General features: G+C 44.2%; 17 protein-coding genes and 1 pseudogene. 6 read left to right on the plus strand and 12 right to left on the minus strand.

Annotated elements, in window-relative coordinates; translation table 11 throughout:
* On the plus strand, nucleotides 1-239 hold a 239-nt coding region (locus N0824_RS19855; protein ID WP_146184310.1), incomplete at its 5' end, for a transposase family protein.
* 345 nt (nucleotides 240-584) lie between these two features.
* Nucleotides 585-1810, plus strand: a pseudogene (locus tag N0824_RS19860) (ISL3 family transposase).
* Between the two features lie 136 nt (nucleotides 1811-1946).
* On the opposite strand, the gene N0824_RS19865 reads toward N0824_RS19860, so the two are convergent.
* The 5 genes from N0824_RS19865 to N0824_RS19890 all read right to left on the minus strand — a co-directional run bounded on the left by N0824_RS19865 (nucleotide 1947) and on the right by N0824_RS19890 (nucleotide 7924).
* Nucleotides 1947-2339, minus strand: a complete 393-nt coding sequence (locus N0824_RS19865) for a hypothetical protein (RefSeq protein ID WP_108937996.1) — start codon at nucleotides 2337-2339, stop codon at nucleotides 1947-1949.
* A 26-nt stretch (nucleotides 2340-2365) separates the two neighbouring features.
* Nucleotides 2366-4540 (minus strand): VWA domain-containing protein, encoded by a 2175-nt coding sequence (locus N0824_RS19870; RefSeq protein ID WP_233256492.1) that lies wholly within the window; start codon nucleotides 4538-4540, stop codon nucleotides 2366-2368.
* Nucleotides 4541-5076: 536 nt separating this feature from the next.
* Nucleotides 5077-5571 (minus strand): ureidoglycolate lyase, encoded by a 495-nt coding sequence (locus N0824_RS19880; protein ID WP_108937997.1) that lies wholly within the window; start codon nucleotides 5569-5571, stop codon nucleotides 5077-5079.
* Between the two features lie 5 nt (nucleotides 5572-5576).
* Nucleotides 5577-7034 (minus strand): efflux RND transporter periplasmic adaptor subunit, encoded by a 1458-nt coding sequence (locus tag N0824_RS19885; RefSeq protein WP_108937998.1) that lies wholly within the window; start codon nucleotides 7032-7034, stop codon nucleotides 5577-5579.
* A 287-nt stretch (nucleotides 7035-7321) separates the two neighbouring features.
* Nucleotides 7322-7924, minus strand: coding sequence for a GUN4 domain-containing protein (locus N0824_RS19890; protein WP_108937999.1), 603 nt, complete (start codon nucleotides 7922-7924; stop codon nucleotides 7322-7324).
* A gap of 83 nt (nucleotides 7925-8007) precedes the next feature.
* Between N0824_RS19890 and N0824_RS19895 the strand changes: the two genes are divergently transcribed.
* Nucleotides 8008-8988 (plus strand): aspartate carbamoyltransferase catalytic subunit, encoded by a 981-nt coding sequence (locus tag N0824_RS19895; protein ID WP_108938000.1) that lies wholly within the window; start codon nucleotides 8008-8010, stop codon nucleotides 8986-8988.
* A 23-nt stretch (nucleotides 8989-9011) separates the two neighbouring features.
* Here N0824_RS19895 and N0824_RS19900 read toward each other — a convergent pair whose 3' ends face one another.
* The 3 genes from N0824_RS19900 to N0824_RS19910 all read right to left on the minus strand — a co-directional run bounded on the left by N0824_RS19900 (nucleotide 9012) and on the right by N0824_RS19910 (nucleotide 10714).
* A complete protein-coding gene (locus N0824_RS19900; RefSeq protein ID WP_108938001.1) occupies nucleotides 9012-9293 on the minus strand; it encodes a hypothetical protein in 282 nt (93 codons plus the stop codon).
* 381 nt (nucleotides 9294-9674) lie between these two features.
* Nucleotides 9675-10151, minus strand: a complete 477-nt coding sequence (gene ureE / locus N0824_RS19905; RefSeq protein WP_108938002.1) for an urease accessory protein UreE — start codon at nucleotides 10149-10151, stop codon at nucleotides 9675-9677.
* A gap of 77 nt (nucleotides 10152-10228) precedes the next feature.
* Nucleotides 10229-10714 (minus strand): DUF4168 domain-containing protein, encoded by a 486-nt coding sequence (locus N0824_RS19910; RefSeq protein ID WP_108938003.1) that lies wholly within the window; start codon nucleotides 10712-10714, stop codon nucleotides 10229-10231.
* A gap of 546 nt (nucleotides 10715-11260) precedes the next feature.
* Here N0824_RS19910 and N0824_RS19915 point away from each other — a divergent pair.
* Nucleotides 11261-11545, plus strand: a complete 285-nt coding sequence (locus N0824_RS19915) for an HU family DNA-binding protein (protein ID WP_002759570.1) — start codon at nucleotides 11261-11263, stop codon at nucleotides 11543-11545.
* A gap of 31 nt (nucleotides 11546-11576) precedes the next feature.
* Nucleotides 11577-12656: a threonine-phosphate decarboxylase CobD gene (gene cobD, locus N0824_RS19920; RefSeq protein ID WP_108938067.1), complete on the plus strand. Its 1080-nt coding sequence runs from the start codon at nucleotides 11577-11579 to the stop codon at nucleotides 12654-12656.
* 31 nt (nucleotides 12657-12687) lie between these two features.
* Here cobD and psbC read toward each other — a convergent pair whose 3' ends face one another.
* The 4 genes from psbC to N0824_RS19940 form a co-directional block, all read right to left on the minus strand.
* Entirely contained in the window at nucleotides 12688-14070 is a 1383-nt protein-coding gene (gene psbC, locus N0824_RS19925; protein WP_104398345.1) for a photosystem II reaction center protein CP43, read from the minus strand.
* A complete protein-coding gene (psbD, locus tag N0824_RS19930) occupies nucleotides 14054-15109 on the minus strand; it encodes a photosystem II D2 protein (photosystem q(a) protein) (RefSeq protein ID WP_002737445.1) in 1056 nt (351 codons plus the stop codon). Before psbD ends, psbC begins: the two co-directional genes overlap by 17 nt.
* Nucleotides 15110-15434: 325 nt before the next feature.
* The gene (locus tag N0824_RS19935) at nucleotides 15435-16196 is read right to left on the minus strand and encodes a lipoate--protein ligase family protein (protein WP_108938004.1); all 762 of its coding nucleotides are present in this window, start codon (nucleotides 16194-16196) and stop codon (nucleotides 15435-15437) included.
* On the minus strand, nucleotides 16159-16635 hold the full coding sequence (locus N0824_RS19940) for a YbjN domain-containing protein (RefSeq protein ID WP_108938005.1): 477 nt from the start codon (nucleotides 16633-16635) through the stop codon (nucleotides 16159-16161). The genes N0824_RS19935 and N0824_RS19940 overlap by 38 nt, the downstream gene beginning before the upstream one ends.
* A 211-nt stretch (nucleotides 16636-16846) precedes the next feature.
* Between N0824_RS19940 and N0824_RS19945 the strand changes: the two genes are divergently transcribed.
* Nucleotides 16847-17473 (plus strand): TetR/AcrR family transcriptional regulator, encoded by a 627-nt coding sequence (locus tag N0824_RS19945; protein WP_108938006.1) that lies wholly within the window; start codon nucleotides 16847-16849, stop codon nucleotides 17471-17473.
* The last annotated feature ends 103 nt before the right edge of the window (nucleotides 17474-17576 follow it).

Consider the following 17576-nt stretch of genomic DNA (forward strand, 5'->3'; position numbering starts at 1 on the left):
AAATTCATGAACTAAGTGAGATTCCTGTTAGGAAACCAAGAGGAAAGAATTACTCGGAGGAGCAGAGGAAATATAATCGGGAATTAGGGAGAATAAGAGTAGCTGTAGAAAATGTTAATCGCTGTTTAAAAATCTTCAAAATTCTCTCTTACCCCTATCGAAATCGCCGATATAAATTTGGATTAAGAAGTCATTTAATCGCTGGAATTTACAATAACGATTTAGGTTCAAAAATTTAAGCAAAAAACTAACTATATTCTTTTAATTTAGCTGATAATAACAAGCTAGATATCTTTGTCGTGCGAATAATGTATTGAGAGTTGATTAACCGTATCTGTGGAAAAATAATGGTGGAAAGATCATAAATTTAGAAGTTCAAAGACGAAATAGATAAACCTTTCATTATACCATAAAAAATTGGCTCTTCCGAACTTGTCATGTAAAATTAAAGAAAAAACAGACAATTATTGCTGACCAATAAAACAATAATTTATCTTTAAAAACTGACTATGCTTGCAATACAGCAATTTATTGTTTAAAATATAGACAGCCAAGACCAGCAATTTTAGACACAAGCTATACTTATGCCATCAAATCCACAATTAAAGTTAATGACCGAGCTACTTCACCTAGAAGGAGTTGTCGTTACCAATTATCAAATTATTACCGATATAGGAATTGTTTTACATTTAGAAAATATGTCAAGAGAAAGCCAGTGCATTCATTGTGGAAGTAAAACGGAAAAAGTTCATCAAAACAATGAATTAACAATCCGAGATTTACCCTTTGGAGAACAGGCATTATATCTGAGAATCAATCGTCGTCAGATGAGATGCGAGAAATGTGGGAAAAAATTCACAGAAGAACTAAATTATTTGCCGAAGAAAAGAACCTACACAGACAGATTTAGAAAAAAATAGTGGCCGAAGTCCTGAATAGTGATCTCAAAAATACGGCAGAAAGAAATGGAGTAAGCGAACAAGAAATAGAGACGATGCTCAAAGACTTAGGAGAAGAGTTAATAACCGCAAAACCTCAAGGGCTAAAAAAACTAGGAATAGATGAAATAGCCATGATAAAGGGAAAAGGAAATTACTATGCTGTGTTAGTAAATATAGACACAGGAAAAATTATAGGCTTAGTGGAAAAAAGAACAGAAGAAGCATTAACAGAATATCTGAAACACTGGGGAGAAGAGGTTTTGAGCCAAATAGAGGAAGTAAGTATAGACCTGTGGATAGGGTATAAAAATGTGGCAGAAAAACTAATGCCTCAAGCTCAAATAGTAGGGGATAGATTCCATGTAATGAAACAAGTAAATAACGAGCTAGATGAAGCAAGAAAGGAGGTAAAAAGAGAGGCAGCTAAGATAAAAAATAAGAAAAATAAAGAAAATATCTTAGCAGGAATAGCCAAGAGCAAATATGCCTTATTAAAGAATGAAGGAGACTTAGTAGAGAAAGAAAGGAAAAAATTGGAAGAAGTATATAAAGTGTCTCCAAAACTTGGGGAAATGCACAAATTAAAAGAGGAATTTAGAGAAGTATTTGAGAAAAATACGGAGGGGAATGAGGGATTATTTGCCTTGAGTGATTGGCTCAAAAAGGTGATGGTCTACTTTCCTAAAAGCTGCCAGACAATTCGGCGGTGGATTGACGAAATAACTGCCTATTTTGATAACCGAACAACCCAGGGAACAGTTGAAGGAATTAATAATAAACTGAAGGTGATTAAAAGGAGAGGCTATGGATTTAGAAACTTTAAAAACTTTAGTCTTAGATGTTTATTAAATTGGCATTTTGCTAGTTGATTTTACATGGTAAGTTCGGAAGAACCAAAAAATTTTTGCAAGAGGTCTAGTCGCTGATCTGGAGTATCGGCCGGTAAAAATTCTCGATGGGGGGTAATAGATACGTTAAGCATTAAAATTTCCTTCAGAGAATAGGTTAAGTGTTGAAAATGTCTTCTAAAGGGGGAAACATTCCCTCCATGGGTTCTATAGCCCCTAAATCGGGGGTAAAAAGAGGGGGTAACTCTTGATTTCCTCGGTCTTGGATGTTTTCAAGGTTCGACTCGCTCAGTAGGGGTAAATCTAGGGTCAGGACAGTTTCTCGATAGCCTTCTCGGATATCTTCGACCCAAGCGGCAATAATTTGATTGAGACGGTGATCGTTGATAGAGCATGAGCTTCTTGCTTGAAAATGTTTTCGGATTGCTTGGCGAATTTCCTTGGTGAAGATAGTTTCAGGATTATTTTCCTGATCGGCGGTTAGATCTAGAGGATAATCATATCTTTCTGGCGAATTTTTCAGGTTAAGAAAGAATTTATAGACTACCATTTGGGCAACCAAAATAAGATTTAAGATTAATGAGTTGATAGTATTCGATTGGACGGTTCGGGAGATATTTTTACCTCTATCGTAATCTGTCCAAATTTCCGGCGATCACCATCCTTTAATTGATGCTCTAGTTTTTTCATCCCCTTGGCTTGTCCATAGGACGAGTTATACTGCATGATAATGTTTTCCCCTTTTTGAAAAACCTGAGCCGTGATTGGGGCATAACCCTGTTTTTTAGGTAAGTAAATATTAGCTTCCGAGGAACTGCCCAAAATGATCGGGCGAGAGCCTAGTAAAAATTCTCGTTGTTCCGTAGGACTCCAATGCACGATCAGTTTAGCTTGTCGAGTCAGCAGTTCCAAAAGAGCGATCATCATGCCAATACAAAAACCCAAAATCGCTGAACCTGCTAAACGTCCGGCGATCTCATTACTCGCTCCAGTCAGCAAAACAAAACCCATTCCTCCCATCGCACCACCGAGAAACCCGCCCAATACCGCCCTGCCGATTTTCAGATTGGGGACAAAACGAGCCATGCCGCCGCCAAGCATTGTCCCTAAAATCGTCCACCCCAGAAGTGGCCCCCCTGGGGCCAGGGTGGGAATGCTTTGAATGAGAAAACGAGAGACAAGGAGTCCTGAGCTACCAGCAACCAATCCAGCAACGATTCCCCCCACCGTACCGATGCTTGTCTCACCTAGGGAAAGAAGGCGACGACGACGTTGATAGAGGTTCTGCCCGACAATTAACGCTAAAGAAGCACCCACAGACAGGATAGCCGTCCAGCCACCTGTCCGCAAGGCATCATAGATCAATCTAAATTGAGGGGTTTGCAGTTGGTTTTTAGGAAGAGATTGGCTGAGTAAAGTGTATAAAATTCCTTGATTTTGCTTTTGTTCTCCGATCAGCTGCGAATCATAGATGAGTTTTGCCGCAGATTGAAAGGCTCGGTCAAATTCTCCGGAATTAGCATAGAAGACTTTTTTATCCTCTCCCGTCAGTTGAGTCAGAAAGTTTTGATCGGCATCTCCTGTTCCGACGGCAATAATATTGATTTTTTGGCTCAGAGCAGTTTGACCGATGTTTAGGGTCGCCTCTACAATCGGTTGGCGATCTTCTTCTTTCAGGGTTGTTTCAGCGATGGCTTTACCGATGGTGGGGAGTACACTTTCAAATCCTTGTCGTCCTGCGGCGGTTTCACCGAGTAAGAAGGTTTCTCCAGGTGCCGAGAGTTGCAGTTGTTCAAAAGTAGCGCGATCATCAGGTTGAATGACTAAGTGCAGTTGAGCAATTTGATTTTCCTTTAAAACATTAGTGGTTGCTTCTAAAGAAGGGATTTCTCGATCGGGTATTAAAGGAAGAGCATCAGTAATCAGCAGTATGACTTTGGTTGCATGGGAACGGAAAGGCTGACGGGCAGCTAATGCCAAAGCATCTAAGCTACTTTCTGGCGGATCATTGCCGTGAACCTGTTGAATGGTGCCGATTTGCTCACTAAAGCGATCGCTATCAGGGGTAAATACAGAACCATCAAAATTGAGAATTTGCGGCTCTTCGCCAAATAAGCGATCGCCAAAAGCGATTAGGCCTATTTGAGCATCAAGTTTCCGTTTTTTGAGTTCTTGGGCAAAGTTTTGGATGCCTTGTTGTACTCCGGCGATCTCCTCATTCATACTGCTAGTAACGTCGAGAACAATCATAATATCAATTTGTTCTGGAGAAGGAGCAGGGGCGGGTTGTCCATCTGTAAACAGCAAGATATGACGATCAGAGCTGCTAGACTCTAGTTGCTCAATCGCCGTTGCCAGTCCTAAATCCATTCTTGTCCTCCCACCATCAGATAAATTGTCAATGGCTTGATTGAGGGTGGCTAAATCTGAGGTTAGTCCTGTGCCAATTTGAACTTGACTGCCGAAACCGACCACCGCGAAGCGATTAACCGACCGATCCTGTCGCTCGATAAAGGCTTTTGCGGCATTTTTCGCCTCTTGTAATTTATTGTCATCGTTCATGCTGCCGGAGGTATCAATCAGCAGTACGACAGATTGAGGATTCTGTTCGACAATCGGCGGACGTTCAGTCACCGTGAGAAAAACCTCTCCTAGCGCGATCGCCGCCACCAGACATCTTCCCGCACCACATAATCCAAAAATTAGGGGTTTTCTGAGATTTCTCCTTAACTGGCCTAATAAGTTCTGCATTTTAATTTCGGGGGACTATATTATCTATTCGCCAGAAGACCTGTGATTTAGGCCAAAGCTGTCACAAAAGTACACAAAAAAAAGGGTATGGCTGAATAAACAGTCAATTAGCGAGTCAACTGTTCAACCTCTACAGGGATTTGTGTTTCTAAAATACTCGTAATTGAGCTTTTTAAAGTAATCAGTTTTTCGTAACTATAGTCATTTCAATTAAGATTGAGAATATCAATCCCAGAGTTCCTAAGGATTTTGTCGGTCTAGACTGTCTCATACTTATCTGAAATGACTATATGTCATCGTTTTCAGACTTAATCGACAAATAGTGCCAATTCAAAGTAGTATCTGGAATTTTCTAGTTAACCTTTTAGGGGATATCTTTGCTTACACTTATCATCCTATTAAGCCTTCTCTGGATTTAGAGGCAAAAGGCTTACCTGCTCTACCTTCTGCCTTTTTTTAACTTTATCGAACTCACATTTTCCCCCTGTCAGCTTTCACCGATATTCAGCAAAGCCTAGGTAAAAAAATTAATTGTTTCAATCAACAATCTCGAATTCTATTGACTGCTCTTGGGCAAAATTATAGGTAAAATGATCGATAATATTAGTATCGCTCAATTCAAGATTATAAAAATCGATCACTGGTTGATCAAAAAGTGGGCCAGCGTGCCAAGTTCCCACCTCTAATTTAATAAAACAGTCCCCGGGGATGCGAAAAACCTTTAATTTTTCTAAATCCGGTTGAGGATGAGGACTAGGGGGGGCCACTCCTAAAAACCACTCTTGTCCCCCCAAAGAACCAAGACATTGGGTACATTGACTATGACGAGTAATTCGCTTAAATTTACGTCCGCGAGTCTGTAAACGCATAATATAAAAACGTGGCACACCGTTTTTTAAATGCAGTTGTGCATCGCTTTCATCAAACAGTTTCCCGTCATGGCTAGGGGTTATTAATTGACCGTAGGGACGGAAACTCTCGGCTGTAATTAGTTGCGCTGACAGGGGAAGAACGGTAATCGAATTACTCATAAAAATTACTGCTGACTAACAGTTATAGCTGTACCATCTCGGAGAGAAAGAATATTATTAATAGCAATTCTTTCCCCGGCATTTACTCCAGAAATAACCTGATAAGCTTGCCCTTGAATTGTGCCGACTTGAATGGGTTTTTGTCTAACCACTAAACGCTCCTCGGCATTTTCTTGACCTTCTTTAGCCTTTTCTTTTTCGGCCACAAAAACAAAATTTTGCGCCCCGATGCTAGTCACTGCCGTGGTGGGAACTAATACCCCCGGTTTTTGATCCCAAATTACCCGCGCCCGCACATATTGGTTATTGCGAAGACTGCCATCATTAGTAAAGGAAAATTTCACTAAAACCGATTGGGTAGCTTGGGAAACGGTGGGGGAAATAAAAGTTACTTGACCGCGAACCCCCGCGCTGCCATCGGGATTAATAATTTCCACAGGCAAACCGACGCGCAGACGCGGTTGTAATTCCACGGGAATCTGCACATTTAGTTCCAAAGTTTTATTATTAGTCAACGAGGTTAATTCTTCACCCAGGGAGATAATATCGCCGACTTTTCTTTGATTAAAATCGCCGACAAAACCATCAATCGGGGCGGTAATGGTGTTAAAAACTAAATTCTGACGCGTCGCCCCTAATTGCCCCTCGGCGCTGGCTACCGCCGCTTGACGACTGTTCACTGTTGCCTCTGCCGCCGCCACCTGTTGCCGTGAGGCTAATTCGTTTTGAATGGCGATATTTAATGCTTCTTTGTTTGCCTGTAGGGTAGCTCTAGCCGCCGTCACCTGTTGACGGGCCGCATCACGATTTTTAGACCGGGCCTCTACTTCCGCCCTGGCGGCCTGAATGTCGCGGCGGCGATCATCTAAGTCCTGTTGGGGCTGTGCGCCTTGTTTGACCAGAAATTCGGCTCTTTTTAGGTTTTTTTCCGCTAAATCTAAATTAGCTCTCGCTCTCTGTAAATCAGCTTCGGCGGCGCTCAAGGTGGCGATCTGACTTTTCACATTAGCTTCGGCATTAGCCACATTAGCCCGATTCTGGGCAATTTGGGCTTTATTTGCCCTCGCTTGCGCTTGTCTTTGCCTTAAATCTGCTTCAGACCCGTTGAGGTTCGCTTTGGCCGAATTTACCTGGCCGATACTGGCGTTTACCTGTTGCTGTTGTTGTTCGGGATCCAATTCGGCGATTTTTTGTCCCTGAGTTACCTGATCGCCAGATTTAACGAAAATAGACCGAATTCGACCGGTAATCTGAGGGGAGACGCTAACACGCTCTTGGGCGATCAAAGTACCCACAAATTCGCTACTTTGCACTAATTTGTCGGTGCCGAGGGTTTGCAGTTTGACGGGAACAGCCGCCGGTCCAGTGGCCTGGGGGGTTTGGGGGGCGCAACCGGTGATAATTAGGGAAACGGCGATCGACGAACCGATCGCTCTCGATACGTTAACGGATCGTTTAATCATTGTTAAATTTAGGTTTTTTTGGCAGAAAAAGTGCTAGTAAGTCGAAAGAAAAGGGAAGATGAGGAGAGAAGCTTTTCCTTAAATTTTACTCTACAGAATTGATCGCCGTGATTATTAAACCTCTGGCATAATTAATTTTTGAGGGTTCAAAAACGGCAAAAATAAGGATTAAATTGCATAAAATCCTTAAATAGACCATTTAATTGATTATTATTCATTCTTAATTCTCCTGACTACTGACTACTGACTCCTAACCCTAACAACAATTTTTGATTTTTACAAGAGGTCTATTGTTTGCTTTGCCCTGAGCTAACAATATTACAGGTGACTAATCTTTGGGCGAGGGTGGTGTATTCTAGACGACCACCGGCGATCTGATATTCGTCCCGGGGCGCCGGCAGATGACCGACGGGAGCATTGAGGGTATAGTTAAGATTTTCTTTAAAAATAATCCAATCACCATCTTTACGCCAACCAATACGATCGCCAAAAGTTTGAAAATTTTCGATCGCCACTAAGCGCCCTGGTCGATTACCTGTCTCGATAAAAATGCGAAATTGGGTACTGAAACTAAAACGACCCCCGGAAGCTTCTTTCCAGAGTTGGTCCATCTTTTGCAGATCCCAACAGGCCAATTTTTGCAGGTCTTCCATGGTAAACCAGCCCTGTAATTCCCGTCCGGTCGCTTTCAGCATTAAATTACGGGTTTCATCGTTAGCTTGTCGCCAATTTTGTTGAGCGAGGAAATTTTGCAGGCGAGTGTAATTAATGCCCGTGGTCGGTGATACCATTTCCCCAGAGGTGGTAGTCTGGGCAACGATCGCTGGCAAGGGATTAAGAAATAAAGCGAGCGCAAGGGTGATCTGACAGAAGGAAAAATTAATTCTCATAAACCCTATTTATTAACCTGATGCAAAGAAATCCTACAATAGCATAGACGAAATTTGCCGTTTTTACCGCCTCCTTAACTCCTATGGCTTTCACTTGGACCCGACACCACATTTTGGGATTGCAAGACTGGCAACCGGAAGAATACCAAACCCTGCTACAAACGGCCTCTAGTTTTCGTGAAGTTCTTTCCCGACGCACCAAGAAAGTGCCGGCCCTACAGGGACAAGTGGTGACAAATCTTTTTTTTGAACCTTCCACCCGCACCCGTAGTAGTTTTGAACTAGCGGCGAAACGTCTTTCGGCCGATGTTCTTAATTTTGCCCCGGGTAGTTCCAGTTTGACTAAGGGGGAAACGATTCTCGATACCGCTTTAACCTATGTGGCCATGGGTACGGATATTTTTGTCATCCGACATCAACAGTCGGGGGTTCCCGATTTGATTGCGGGGGAAATGGACCGTCTAGAATCGGGGGTGAGTATTCTTAATGCTGGGGACGGTCAACACGAACACCCCTCTCAGGGACTTTTAGACCTGTTTACGATCTGTTGTCTGTTAGACGAGGAAAATCCCCGTTTAGAACTGTTAGAGGGCAAAAAAATCGCTATTGTCGGGGATATACTCCATTCTCGTGTCGCTCGTTCCAATATCTGGAGTTTAACCACGGCAGGAGCAGAAGTACATTTATCCGCACCCCCCACCCTACTGCCGAAATATTTTGGGGAATTGTGCGATCGCCTATTTCTCCACTGGGATTTAGAACCAGCTTTAGAAAAGGCCGATTTTGTGATGACCCTGCGACTGCAAAAAGAACGCATGACCGCCAATCTTTTGCCCAGTTTACGCGAATATCATCAAAGTTTTGGCATTACTCGTCCTCGTTTGCAATCCTGTCAACCGGGGGTGAAAGTACTTCATCCAGGGCCTGTGAATCGGGGAGTGGAAATTAGTTCCGATTTAATGGACGATCCCGATTTTAGTCTGATTTCCCAACAAGTTACCAGTGGTGTGGCTGTCAGAATGGCTTTATTGTACCTAATCGGTAATCTTCGCGGCGACCGGTAAAAGCTTCTCAGGGATTTGCTCTTTTAGTCTGGTTTCATTGAAACAATCCTAAAGTTTCTATCAAGGTAAATATCATACTTTCTTCCTCCCTCACACACAGCATCTTCTGCTTCAAATTGATTAGTCTCAACATCAAATTTCATCGCTTTAGGATTCCTACAGCCCTGTTTTAGCAAAGCATCGGTCAACCGCGATTTTTCTTCTGGGGTCAAAGCTCGATAATCACTACTATTAGCTTTATCTGTATAGATTGACATTCCTATAATGCTAAGAGATAGTAAGCTTATGATCAATTTGGTCTTCATTTTTTCAACTTGCTGAATACAATAAAAACATCACTCAAAGGGTTTTAGACCCAAGTTTTCGCTAATTACTTCGGCAAGATTACCGACCAACTTTATGTTAGGGAAAGCATACCTAGATTACCATAAGTATAAATACTTAAGCTACCCCTAGGGCTTTTCTAGGAACTTTGACCCACACCGAATTCCGTTCTTTAAACCTCTTGCATAATTAATTTTTCATGGTTCAAAAACGGCAAAAATAAGGATTAAATGGCATAGAATTTGTAAATAGACCATTTAATTGATTAATGCTCATTTTTAATTCTCCTGACTACTGACTACTGGCTACTGAGTCCTAACCCTAACAACGATTTTTGATTTCTGCAAGAGGTCTTTTTTAAACTATCCCTTTTTTGCCTCTTCCAGGTCATGATAATGCTGATAAGCGCCGATTTCGGGGTTAAAAGGGGCGATTTCTTCATTTACAGCTAATCCCAAACCTTCTAACATTGCTTGTAGGACAGAATCGGGGGCCAGACGCAGATAATCGGGATTAATTTCTAGGGCTACATGACGATTACCGAGGTGATAGGCAGCTTTGAGGAGTAAATCGGTTGAAGGGGCAGTAATAGTGATAACTGGTTCTGGTTTAGCGATAATTTGAATAATTTCGCCGTTTTCACCCCGCAGGAAATCGCGATCCTGTAGAATGGTGCCGCGAGGTAAACGAAAACAGAGGGAAAAACCTTCGGGACTGTCGAGACGATAACGGCTGCGGGTGCGTTCTTCGGCCGTAAGTAGAAGGCTAAAAAGTACCGTTTCTGGGGGAGGTGGACTAGCGGTATGACGGGGGGGTAAGCGCTCGGTAAAAGTTAACATGGTAGTGGTCAATGGGAAAAAACATTATTAATTGTAGCCCTGACTCCAGCTTGACCCGAAAAACTGAGGAACTTTTTCTATTTATTCTCCCGTTGCAGACGAATCATCTCATTTTGCACCCGTCGTCTCAAGTTATCATCGCTACTAATCCGGTTAGTAATAGCGTTAAACTGAGCGGCAGTCAGGCCACTATCTTTGACAATCTTTTTTGAGTTATTACAATAATCTACGGCAATTCTTTGGGCATTAGCTGGAAGATTATTAAAGCTTTCCCGTTGGTTACAGGTGATTGCTGGGGGACTTTTCCCTAAAATTCGCGAAATTGCCTGATAAGCTTGTTTTCTTTGGGTTTCGATCAACAAAACTGCGGTCGCATAACGTTTAATTTGGTCAGCCGTAAAATCTTGAGTATAAGCGGAAGACTGGAAGCTAACCACCTCCGTCGTCCAAGAAAATTCGGGAATCAGACCGCCAAGAATGGCGATTACTGCCAAAAAAGTCACAATAAAAGAACGTCTTAAGCTTTGACCTAGATCGGCTAGGGGATAGCAGTAAATCACCATGCGAGTTTGTCGCTGAATAGATAATGATAGCAAACTTTCCAGTTAAATCCTGCTTTTTTGAATATTTTTAACGATCATAAGTTCCAATTCTAGCGAATATCTCCTGGTCCCGAACCTTAATTTTTGGGCAGAAATTGCTTTGGTAAACTTTTTTAACGTTTCTAGTGGCAAAATTAGTCAAAAATCTTTGAGAGAACCGATGAACGATTTTTGGGAAGTTAGGATACCTATCGCTTTTAGAGAATATTTATCGGCAATTTAGCCAACTAATCTCTTTTTATTAGCTTATATCGCTGTTAATCTCTCGCTTATTCCCTTTTGTCACTCGCCTTGGCGGGGAATCGGGAGGAAATCTAGATAAATTAAAGGTTTCAGCGATTCCGATCGAGACAATTCCCGCTTAGAATAATGCAGTGGAATATATAGCCAATGGGGATTTGAGGCATTATTTATTGTTCTCGATCCTGGCGAGTCCTCAACAGGAGAACCATAAACTACTGACAACCACCCTAAACTCAGAAAAACCGCAAAAAAAGGAGTTAGCGCATGAATAAAGGTGAATTAATCGATCAAATCGCTCTCAAAGCCTCTGTCACCAAAAAACAAGCAGATGCTGTTCTCACTGCCGCCATCGAAACTATTATCGAAGCGGTTTCTGAGGGGGACAAAGTAACCCTAGTAGGATTCGGTTCCTTCGAGGCCCGGGAACGTCAGGCCAGGGAAGGACGCAACCCGAAAACCGGGGATAAGATGGAGATTCCGGCCACTCGCGTCCCGGCTTTCTCGGCGGGTAAACTGTTTAAAGACAGAGTGGCCCCGGATAAGGAATAATTACTGTTGAGTTTTGATCGCTGTAAGTCTTTTGCCTAGACCTAAACATGGTGGTAATCTTGACTGGGCGGCCGCCATTGCCGGCTGTCCGGTTTCCTCTATTCTCGATTTTTCTGCCAGTATCAACCCCCTCGGTCCGCCGGAAAGCGCCCTAACCGCTATTAAAAGCCATTTAACCAGTCTGACTCGTTATCCTGACCCCGAGTATTGGCAGTTGCGTTCTGCCCTCGGCCAATGGCACAATATAGGGCCAGATTGGATTCTCCCGGGCAATGGTGCGGCTGAGTTATTAACCTGGGCTGGCCGGGAATTGGCCTCATTTGACAGTGTTTATGTACTAACACCCGCTTTTAACGATTACGAACGGGCCTTAAAAAGTTTTGGTGGGAAAATCTGCCAACATTCCCTAGATTTAACCACTTTAAAGCCGTTTAATCCCAAAAAACAAGGCTTATTACTCAATAATCCCCACAATCCCACGGGGAAACTCTGGACGGTGGCGGCCATTCGTCCCTATCTATCGCAATTTGGTTTGGTGGTAGTGGATGAAGCTTTTATGGACTTTTTGCCCCCCCAACAACAGGAGAGTTTAATATCTCTGTTGCCGGAATATCCCAATCTCGTGATTGTGCGTTCCCTAACTAAATTTTACAGTCTCCCCGGTTTACGTCTAGGATACGTCCTCGCCCATCCCGATCGCCTGTTACAATGGCAAAGATGGCGCGATCCTTGGTCGGTGAATAATTTAGCTGTGGTTGCCGCTATTGCAGGAATTGAAGATAGGGATTTTCAACAACAAACCTGGGATTGGTTAACAGCAGCCCGCCAGGATTTATGGCGGGGATTAGCTAATTTTCCGCAATTACAACCCCAAACCAGTGCCGCTAACTTCCTTTTAGTACAATCTCAATCTTCCTGTTTACCCCTACAGGAAGCTTTATTAAAATATCATCGAATTTTCATCCGCGATTGTCTCAGTTTCCCCGAATTGGGGAGCAATTATTTTCGGGTCGCTGTCCGTTTACCGGCAGAAAATCAACGATTATTATCGGCTTTAGAGAGTATTTTAGCCGCGTCTGATATTAACAACAAAAAGGCTCCCGCCAACTAGACGGGAGCCGCTGCCATCGAACTAACAGAAATTAGTCGAGGTCAGGCATTGCCAATGCGGGTTCAGTCTCGCGGTCAATTCCTTTCTCGAAACCGGCGGCGGCGGCGCGAGCGCGTCCAGCGTGCCAGAGGTGTCCAATCAGGAAGAAGAAGGCGAGGGTGAAGTGAGAGGTAGCCAACCAAGCGCGAGGAGACACATAGTTAAACGAGTTAACGTCAGTGATAACGCCACCTACAGAGTTCAAGGAACCTAAAGGAGCGTGGGTCATATATTCAGCCGCGCGGCGTACTTGCCAGGGTTGCACGTCATTTCTGATTTTGTCGAGGTCTAAACCGTTAGGACCGCGGAGGGGTTCTAACCAGGGACCGCGGAAATCCCAGAAACGCATGGTTTCACCACCGAAGATGATTTCGCCAGTGGGAGAGCGCATCAGGTACTTACCTAGACCAGTGGGGCCTTGGGCAGAAGCGACGTTAGCACCTAAACGTTGGTCACGCACCAAGAAGGTGAAAGCTTGAGATTGGGAAGCTTCCATACCAGTCGGACCGTAGAATTCACTGGGATAGGCGGTGTTGTTAAACCAAACGTAAACGGCGGCGATAAAGCCCATCATGGAAAGAGCGCCCAAGCTGTAGGACAGATAGGCTTCTCCAGACCAGATGAAAGCGCGACGCGCCCAAGCAAAAGGTTTGGTGAGAATGTGCCAGATACCGCCACCGATACAGATTAAGCCAATCCAGATGTGACCGCCGATGATATCTTCCATGTTGTTGACGCTGATAATCCAGCCTTCGCCACCGAAAGGAGCTTTGGTCAGATAACCAAAGATAACTGCGGGGTTGAGGGTAGGATTAGTGATGACGCGGACATCACCGCCACCGGGGGCCCAGGTATCATAGACACCGCCAAAGAACATGGCTTTAAATACCAACAACAGCGCACCACAACCCAAGAGAATTAGGTGATAACCGATGATGTTGGTCATTTGGTTTTTGTCTTTCCAGTCGTAACCGAAAAAATTAGAGTATTCCTCTAGGGTTTCCGGTCCGCGGATAGCGTGGTAGATACCACCAAAACCGAGTACAGCCGAAGAAATTAAGTGCAGAACACCGGCGACGAAGTAGGGGAAGGTATCGACTACTTCACCACCCGGACCGACCCCAAAACCGAGGGTAGCTAAGTGGGGAAGCAGGATTAAACCCTGTTCGTACATCGGTTTTTCAGGGATAAAGTGGGCGGTTTCAAACAGGGTCATTGCCCCGGCCCAGAAAACGATTAAACCAGCGTGGGCGACGTGAGCGCCGAGCAGTTTACCGGAGAGGTTGATGAGACGAGCGTTACCGGACCACCAAGCGAAGCCGGTGGAACTTTGGTCACGACCGGTAGCGGTAGGGATATTAGAGAGCGTTACCACGCGGGAGAACCTCCTCAGGGAAGATAAAGTTTTCGTGGGGTTGGTCTTGGGGAGCCATCCAAGCTCTCAGACCTTCGTTAAGCAGAATATTTTTAGTGTAGAAGGTTTCAAATTCCGGGTCTTCCGCCGCTCTCAATTCCTGAGAAACGAAGTCATAGGCCCGTAGGTTAAGGGCTAATCCCACTACACCCACAGCACTCATCCATAAACCAGTCACGGGGACAAAGAGCATGAAGAAGTGTAACCAACGTTTGTTGGAGAAAGCGATGCCGAAGATTTGCGACCAGAAACGGTTCGCAGTGACCATGGAGTAGGTTTCTTCCGCTTGGGTGGGTTCAAAAGCTCGGAAAGTGTTGGAACCTTCACCGTCTTCAAACAGGGTATTTTCTACGGTCGCTCCGTGAATAGCACAGAGAAGCGCACCACCGAGGATCCCGGCTACACCCATCATGTGGAAGGGGTTCAGGGTCCAGTTGTGGAAGCCTTGGAAGAAAAGAATGAAACGGAAGATACCAGCCACGCCGAAGCTAGGGGCAAAGAACCAGCTAGACTGACCGAGGGGGTACATCAGGAAGACACTGACGAACACCGCAATCGGGCCAGAGAAGGCGAGGGCGTTGTAGGGACGAATGCCGACTAAACGGGCGATTTCAAACTGACGTAGCATGAAGCCAATCAGGCCGAAAGCACCGTGCAGGGCGACAAAGGGCCATAAACCGCCGATTTGACACCAACGGGTGAAGTTACCTTGGGCTTCCGGGCCCCAGAGAAAGAGGATGGAGTGGCCGAAGGCATCGGCGGGGGTGGAGACGGCTACAGTCAGGAAGTTGCCGCCTTCCAGGTAGGAACTGGCTAACCCGTGGGTGTACCAGGAGGTGACGAAGGTGGTGCCGGTTAACCATCCACCTAGGGCCATGAAGGCGCAGGGGAAGAGTAGTAAACCAGACCAACCGATGAAGACGAAACGGTCTCTTTTGAGCCAGTCATCGAGAGCATCAAACAGCCCTCTTTCTGGGGCGCGTCCGACAGCAATGGTCATGGGTATTTTTCCTCTTGCTTAACTGAAATCACGGGCAAGATTTCTTAACTTTTTTGAGTCTGGGATTACTCCCATTGTCTTATAAGATGGCGCGATCGATTGACTGGATTAGCTTAACTAAACTAGCTGCGATCGCTCGTTAATCCTCACAAACTGTAAAAGATTAACGTTTCTTAAACTAGCACAAGCTAGACAATAATTTCGAGTTCGGTAAGACTTTGGTTCCTTGCGGCCTCTATCTACCTTTAACCATTATTAGCAAAAAATTACAAATCTATACAACTTGACTCATAATTGATTTTTTATTCACACAAAAGCTTTTTTGTCAATGAGTATTTATATTCATTTTTTTAATTGATTGCCCCTCGCAATCCTCGAGGGGTTGCTCTAGCAATTGACAATCAAAGCAATGCTCGGCGGCGGTTTTCAGGGTAGCGATAATTGTCTCTAGGGTCAAATCTGGGGCTAAATTCAGCTTTTGAGGGGCAGCACTGGCGAAAACTTGCTCAAACAGCGAATTATCTTGCTCTAGCACCATCGAACCATGTTGGAGAACCGAGGAACCCCGTTGCAGTTGGGCGCTCCCAATAAATTTATTCCCCCAATTATCGACTAGATCCGCACCGGTAGCCGTACCGAAACAGTTAGCAGAATGGATATATCCCCGGCCGGCAGCACCGTAGGACAATTCTAGACCGAGATTTTGCCAGCCTGTGATTAAAAATTGACAGATTTGCTGGTAAACTTCCCTAATATTCCCCTTCATACCCGAATTTACCACCATATAGGTCAAATCCCCCTGATGTAGTACAGCCCGGCCACCAGTAGGACGACGAACTAGGGAGATTTTTTGACCTTGCCAAGTCAAATTACGCCAAAAATCGGGATATTGCCGTTGATGATAGCCCAAGGAAATAGCCGGGGGCGACCATTGATAAAAACGCAGAGTCGGGGGATGATGACCACAACGGTGTTGTTCTAGTAACCAAGAATCGATCGCCATTTGTCGCTCTGCCGATGAGATAATTGGAGGGATATAACGCCAAATTTTAGCTGCCACCAAAGGATTCTCGTAACATTTCATCATTATTATCTGCTACCGTCGCCACGAGAGTAATTGCTCGCGAAATCTCCCCAGGAGACAAATCGGCCACAGTACGCTGAGAAATCACCACCACCTGATCATTCATAATGGCAAAATGAGATTCAAAGGTTTCGGCACAATTCATCGCTAATAACTTGCGAGTTAATCCCAATTCATCCTGAACGGGTAATGTCAGCACAGAAGACCACACCGTGAGAAAATCATCATCGCTTTCCCCAGTTAACTGCACAAACACCTCAACGCTACCATACTGAAACTTCCACAGATCACCTTTTTCTGTATGTTGTACCATAGCAGTATCATGCTGCTGCAGAGTAGAAATAACCGTTTCAATCATTTCTTGGTGACTGCTCGTACTAGCCAGAAATTCATCGGTCATTGACTCTATTGCTTCTGAAGTCGCTAAACTTTCTGTGGTCATAAAAATTCCCTAAACTCGATCGATCACAATCTTATCCCAAGAGAAAAGAAAAAAAGACATTCGGGTTGGGGAAGTGGGGTTTAGTTGAATTTCCCCATTTCCCTCACCCCTCACCCCTCATCCCAATTACTCAAAATTTTATGAAGCATTTGAGTAAACACCTAACTTGATCGATGACAATGGCTCTATCCCGTTCTAGCTGTCAATGATCATGCAAAGTCTTTTTCAACGTTCCCTAGCTGAGACCAATTCTGGGGAAGAAGATATCCGTAGTCGTATTCTACAGGCCGCTTTACGTTTATTTGCTGCTAAGGGTTATGAAGGAACCACGACCAAAGACCTAGCAGGGAGTGCAAATGTGGCAGAAGGAACTTTATTTCGTTATTTTCCCAACAAAAAGGCGATTTTAATCGAAGTGGCCACTAGGGGATGGGTGGATATTCTCACCGACTTGCTGACGGAATTGAGCGAAATGGGCAGTTATAAAGCGGTAGCGCAGGTGATGCGACGTAGGGTGTTGAGAATGCGAGAAAATAGCGATTTATTGCGAGTTTGTTTCATAGAAGCCCAATTTCACCCCGAATTAAAAGAGCGAATTCAATCGGAGGTAATTGCTAAAATGACCGATGTGGCCGAGGCTTTTTTTCAAACAGCGATCGATCGTGGTATCTATCGTCCCATGAATCCGAAAATTGTGGCCCAAGTTTTTCTAGGAATGTTCGCAATTGCCGGTTTTTCCAGTGAAACTATTTTAGATAGCAATGCTTCCCCCTTAGCTTTACAAGAAATGGCCGAAGGTATTGCCGAAATTTTTCTGAATGGAGTGTTAGTTAAGTAGTCGTGCAAAATTAATTTTCTAGTCGAGACTCCGAGACAGCTAATCTAAAGATAGGCGGTTAAAATCCGTTTTAGCTTACTTAAGTAGGTAGGCGTTAAAAATT

Origin of the sequence: Microcystis sp. 0824 (assembly GCF_003112475.1) — a bacterium.
GTDB lineage: Bacteria > Cyanobacteriota > Cyanobacteriia > Cyanobacteriales > Microcystaceae > Microcystis > Microcystis aeruginosa_C.

Coding starts and splice junctions, on each gene's coding strand:
- N0824_RS19940 (WP_108938005.1), bottom strand. CDS start 16,635: ATGACCACAGAAAGTTTAGCGACTTCAGAAGCAATAGAGTCAATGACC.
- N0824_RS19895 (WP_108938000.1), top strand. CDS start 8,008: ATGGCTTTCACTTGGACCCGACACCACATTTTGGGATTGCAAGACTGG.
- N0824_RS19945 (WP_108938006.1), top strand. CDS start 16,847: ATGCAAAGTCTTTTTCAACGTTCCCTAGCTGAGACCAATTCTGGGGAA.
- N0824_RS19900 (WP_108938001.1), bottom strand. CDS start 9,293: ATGAAGACCAAATTGATCATAAGCTTACTATCTCTTAGCATTATAGGA.
- N0824_RS19885 (WP_108937998.1), bottom strand. CDS start 7,034: ATGATTAAACGATCCGTTAACGTATCGAGAGCGATCGGTTCGTCGATC.
- N0824_RS19865 (WP_108937996.1), bottom strand. CDS start 2,339: ATGGTAGTCTATAAATTCTTTCTTAACCTGAAAAATTCGCCAGAAAGA.
- ureE (WP_108938002.1), bottom strand. CDS start 10,151: ATGTTAACTTTTACCGAGCGCTTACCCCCCCGTCATACCGCTAGTCCA.
- N0824_RS19890 (WP_108937999.1), bottom strand. CDS start 7,924: ATGAGAATTAATTTTTCCTTCTGTCAGATCACCCTTGCGCTCGCTTTA.
- N0824_RS19910 (WP_108938003.1), bottom strand. CDS start 10,714: ATGGTGATTTACTGCTATCCCCTAGCCGATCTAGGTCAAAGCTTAAGA.
- psbD (WP_002737445.1), bottom strand. CDS start 15,109: ATGACCATTGCTGTCGGACGCGCCCCAGAAAGAGGGCTGTTTGATGCT.
- N0824_RS19870 (WP_233256492.1), bottom strand. CDS start 4,540: ATGCAGAACTTATTAGGCCAGTTAAGGAGAAATCTCAGAAAACCCCTA.
- N0824_RS19935 (WP_108938004.1), bottom strand. CDS start 16,196: ATGATGAAATGTTACGAGAATCCTTTGGTGGCAGCTAAAATTTGGCGT.
- N0824_RS19915 (WP_002759570.1), top strand. CDS start 11,261: ATGAATAAAGGTGAATTAATCGATCAAATCGCTCTCAAAGCCTCTGTC.
- N0824_RS19880 (WP_108937997.1), bottom strand. CDS start 5,571: ATGAGTAATTCGATTACCGTTCTTCCCCTGTCAGCGCAACTAATTACA.